This is a genomic window from Fulvivirga aurantia, assembly GCF_009711475.1.
Classification (GTDB): Bacteria; Bacteroidota; Bacteroidia; order Cytophagales; family Cyclobacteriaceae; genus Fulvivirga; species Fulvivirga aurantia.
The window spans coordinates 1-4516 of record NZ_SMMD01000601.1; the positions used below are offsets into that span (position 1 = coordinate 1).

Below are 4516 nucleotides of genomic sequence, written 5' to 3' on the forward strand. Positions count from 1 at the left end.
GTAAATATTAAAGATTTAGATATGGACAGAATATTGCCCTTGAAGGATATAAAAATTATAGAGGTAAAATCAGAAATTGCAGCAGGTACACGTGGTGCCAGCCTAGGTATTGATGCGCTTAAAGTAGCCAGTCTTGACCTTGAGTCGGATTATTTTGCCAATTATGATTCTGAAGAAGTCGAAAATGTAAACGATATATTATTCGATGGATTTGAACACCCTCACGCCAAATTTATTGATGGGGTATACACCATGGAATCCAGAGTTTGTGACAAGGTCTACGAAACCCTAAATGGCGGTGATTTTCCTTTGGTGTTAGCCGGTGATCACTCTACGGCAGCTGGTACTATTTGCGGTATCAAAAAAGCGTACCCTGATAAACGCTTAGGCGTAATATGGATAGATGCTCATGCTGATTTGCACACACCATACACCACACCATCTGGCAACATGCATGGCATGCCACTAGCCATGGTTGGTGGTATCGATAATATGGATTGTAAAATCAACGATCCTAAACCAGAAACAGTAGAACTCTGGGAGAAAATAAAGAATGTTGGTATTGAGGAGCCAAAAATCAACCTAAGTGACCTTGTGTTTATTTCTGCACGTGACCTTGAGTCTCCTGAAGAGTTTTTGCTAAAGAAATACGGCATAACTAATATCACAACTGATGAAGTAAGAGCTCAGGGTGTTGATAAGACAGCCAGCCAGGCGCTTGATTTACTAAAAGATTGTGATATCGTATATGTATCTTTTGATGTAGACAGTATGGATTCTGGCATATCTGTGGGCACAGGCACACCAGTACCTCATGGTTTAACAGTAGAAGAAGCTAAAGCCTTGAATACCGCATTAATAAAAGAGCCAAAAGTAGTATGCTGGGAGATGGTAGAAGTAAATCCTACCCTTGATACAGAGAACAGAATGGCTGAAAATGCCTTCGAAATACTAGAAGCAACAACTAAAATCCTTGAAAATAGCTAATGGCTAAAGACTGCACCGATACAATCTTAATGGTACGTCCGAGGCAGTTTGGCTTTAATGAAGAAACGGCCAGGAACAATCATTATCAAAAAAAGCCTGACGACCTCAGTGAAAATGAGGCTCAAATTAGAGCTAAGAATGAGTTTGACACATTCGTGGAAAAACTGAGAGCCAATGGTATCGAAGTGATTGTAATAGAAGATACACCAGAGCCTCACACACCAGACTCCATTTTCCCTAACAACTGGATTTCTTTTCACGAAAAGGGCCATATTGTGTGGTATCCTATGTATTCTGAAATCAGACGAGGTGAGCGCAGAGGAGATGTAATTGGTATTTTAAAAAGTGAACATGGATTTAAGGTAAAGCAAATCCATGACCTGAGTATCTACGAATCTGAAAATGAGTTTTTAGAGGGTACAGGCAGTATGGTGCTGGATAGAAATAATAAGTTGGCATATGCCGCCATCTCTGATCGTACACACGAAAAAGTACTCGATGTATTTACAAAGAAAATGGGCTATACTCCGATAAAATTTACTGCCAACCAAACAGTAAATCAGAGTCGGCTACCTATTTACCACACCAATGTGATGATGTGTGTGGCAGAAAAATTTGTAATCATTTGCCTGGAGTCCATCGATGATCCTTCTGAAAAGCAAATGCTATTAGATACCTTTAAAAAAACCGATAAAGAAGTTATTGAGATAAGTGAAGCGCAGTGCAACCAATTTGCCGGCAATATGCTACAGGTAAATAACAAGAACGGAGACAGGTTCTTAGTGATGTCTTCAACAGCCTTCAATTCACTTAACGATCAACAAATTTCAGCAATCGAAAAACATTGTGATATTATTCACAGTTCACTTAAAACTATAGAAACTCTTGGAGGCGGAAGCGCTCGCTGTATGATGGCGGAAGTGTTTCTTCCTAAACAAGAAGTAGTCTCTTAAAATAAAAAACCTCAAGAAAAATGGCACATCAGTCGATTTCAGAATTTATAGAAAATCATTTTCTACATTTTAACTCAGCAGCACTAGTAGATGCCGCCAAGGGTTACAAAAAACACTTGTCAGAAGATAAAAAAATGCTCGTTTCTTTGGCTGGTGCCATGAGTACCGGTGAATTAGGCAAATCTTTTGCAGAAATGATCAGGCAAGACAAAGTGCATATTATTTCTTGTACCGGAGCCAATCTGGAAGAGGATTTAATGAATTTGGTGGCTCACTCACATTACAAAAGAGTGCCTAACTATAGGGACCTTACGCCACAAGAAGAGTGGGATTTGCTTGAGAAAGGCTTGAACAGAGTGACTGACACTTGCATCCCGGAAGAAGAGGCTTTCAGAAGACTACAATCACATATATTTGATATCTGGAAAGAAGCTGAAGATAAAGGTGAGCGCTACTTCCCGCATGAGTTTATGTACAAGCTTATTAACTCTGGTGTGCTTGAGCAATATTATGAGATCGATCCTAAAAACAGCTGGATGGTGGCTGCGGCCAAAAAGAATTTGCCAATAGTTGTACCGGGTTGGGAAGACTCAACCATGGGTAATATTTTCGCCTCGTATTGTTTAAAAGGTGAGCTTAAGGCTTCGACTATGAAGTCTGGTATCGAATACATGACATTCCTGGCCGATTGGTATACTGACAATGCCGAAGACAAAGGCATTGGCTTCTTCCAAATTGGTGGTGGTATAGCCGGTGACTTCCCGATTTGTGTAGTGCCTATGCTTTATCAGGATATGGAGAGAACGGACACTCCTTTCTGGAGCTACTTCTGCCAGATCTCTGATTCTACAACAAGTTATGGCTCTTACAGTGGTGCTGTACCTAATGAAAAGATTACCTGGGGAAAATTAGACATCAATACACCAAAATTCATTGTGGAGTCTGACGCAACCATCGTGGCACCTCTGATCTTTGCTTATGTATTGGGTTGGTAATGGCAGAAATTCAAAACGATAGCACCTCTTCATATTTATTAGAGACACGTCCTCTCACCATAGACGATTATGATCGAATCTATGAAATCATGGATGGTGCCTATACCATGATGAATGATGAGCCCTGGACCAGGCAGCAAATTAAAAAACTGCTAAAGGTTTTCCCTGAAGGGCAAATTTGTGTTGAAGACCATGGTAAGGTCGTGGCTTTTGCACTATCGTTGATTGTTGATTACGACAAGTATGGCGATAGTCATACTTACCAAAAAATAACTGGTAACGAAACCTTCAGCACACATGATAGCAACGGAGACGTGATGTATGCCATCGAGGTGTGTGTTGATAAAGAATATCGCGGCATTCGTCTGGGCAGAAGGCTCTATGACGCAAGAAAAGAATTATGCGAACGCATGAACCTCCGCTCCATTGTTGCCGGAGGCAGAATGCCTAATTATCACTTGCATAGTGATGACCTTACACCAAAAGAATACATCGCCAAAGTTCGGTCAAAGGAGATTTACGATCCTGTATTATATTTCCAGACCAGCAATGATTTCCACGTAAGAAAGGTGCTTAGAAACTACCTTACTGGCGATAAGGCTTCAAAAAACTATGCCGTTCTCGTAGAGTGGAACAACATCTATTATGAGGAAAAAGAAGAGTTAGTTGGTCAGAAAAAGGCTTATGCTCGCATTGGTGTAGTACAATGGCAGTTGCGTAGCGTTAAAAATATTGAGTCGTTTTTTGAGAATGTTGAGTTTTTCGTTGACGCAGTAAGTGGCTACCAGGCCGATTTTCTTGTATTCCCTGAGTTGTTTAATGCGCCACTCATGGCTGAGTTTAATGAAGACGATGCCGCCAAAGCGATTAGAAAACTTGCCCAATACACAGACCAGATTAAAGAAAAACTGGTTGATTTCGCCATAACCTACAACATCAATATCATAGCGGGTAGCATGCCGGTCTATGAAGATGAGAAGCTCTACAATGTTTCTTATCTCTGTAGGAGAAATGGATCGACTGAGGCACAATACAAAATACATGTAACACCTGCCGAGGCCTCAGATTGGGGCATGACCGGAGGTGACAAGGTGCAGGTTTTTGAAACAGATACAGCCAAAATAGGTATCCTCATTTGCTACGATTCAGAATTTCCTGAGCTTAGCCGAATGCTGGCTGATCAGGGGATGGAAATCTTATTTGTGCCATTTGCTACAGACATGCATAACGGATACCATAGGGTGAGAATTTGTTCGCAAGCCAGAGCTATAGAAAACGAGTGCTATGTCGTGATATCCGGTAGTGTCGGTAACCTGCCTAAGGTGGTTAACATGGATATTCAATATGGACAATCAGCCATATTTTCCCCTTCAGATTTTGCATTTCCGCACAATGCCATCGTAGCAGAAGGTACACCTAACACAGAAAATACTATTATTGCAGATGTAGACCTCAACGATCTGAAGCAGCTTCATAACAATGGTAGTGTGAAAAACCTAAAAGACAGACGCTCAGATCTGTATGAATTAAAACTAAAGAAATAAAAATCACGCGATTGATCGCAAAGTTAATATTGAACTG

The 4516-nt window shown here is 40.8% G+C and carries 4 protein-coding genes; all 4 read left to right on the forward strand.

All coding sequences use genetic code 11. The features are described 5' to 3' along the window. Positions 1–21 precede the first annotated feature (21 nt). Genes E1176_RS05425 through E1176_RS05440 form a run of 4 tightly spaced genes read left to right on the forward strand, consistent with a single transcriptional unit; the run spans position 22 to position 4479 of the window. The gene (locus tag E1176_RS05425) at positions 22–987 is read left to right on the forward strand and encodes an arginase (RefSeq protein WP_155209552.1); all 966 of its coding nucleotides are present in this window, start codon (positions 22–24) and stop codon (positions 985–987) included. Beyond that, positions 987–1940 carry a citrulline utilization hydrolase CtlX gene (ctlX, locus tag E1176_RS05430; protein WP_155209553.1) on the forward strand — a complete coding sequence of 318 codons (954 nt, stop codon included), beginning with the start codon at positions 987–989 and terminating at the stop codon, positions 1938–1940. The genes E1176_RS05425 and ctlX overlap by 1 nt, the downstream gene beginning before the upstream one ends. A 20-nt stretch (positions 1941–1960) precedes the next feature. Beyond that, positions 1961–2935, forward strand: coding sequence for a deoxyhypusine synthase family protein (locus E1176_RS05435; protein WP_155209554.1), 975 nt, complete (start codon positions 1961–1963; stop codon positions 2933–2935). Then, complete coding sequence (locus E1176_RS05440; protein ID WP_155209555.1) at positions 2935–4479, forward strand: bifunctional GNAT family N-acetyltransferase/carbon-nitrogen hydrolase family protein; 1545 nt, start codon at positions 2935–2937, stop codon at positions 4477–4479. The genes E1176_RS05435 and E1176_RS05440 overlap by 1 nt, the downstream gene beginning before the upstream one ends. The last annotated feature ends 37 nt before the right edge of the window (positions 4480–4516 follow it).

Excerpts from the sequence above, each read along its gene's own strand:
- ctlX (WP_155209553.1), top strand. The coding sequence starts at position 987 with ATGGCTAAAGACTGCACCGATACAATCTTAATGGTACGTCCGAGGCAG.
- E1176_RS05435 (WP_155209554.1), top strand. The coding sequence starts at position 1,961 with ATGGCACATCAGTCGATTTCAGAATTTATAGAAAATCATTTTCTACAT.
- E1176_RS05425 (WP_155209552.1), top strand. The coding sequence starts at position 22 with ATGGACAGAATATTGCCCTTGAAGGATATAAAAATTATAGAGGTAAAA.
- E1176_RS05440 (WP_155209555.1), top strand. The coding sequence starts at position 2,935 with ATGGCAGAAATTCAAAACGATAGCACCTCTTCATATTTATTAGAGACA.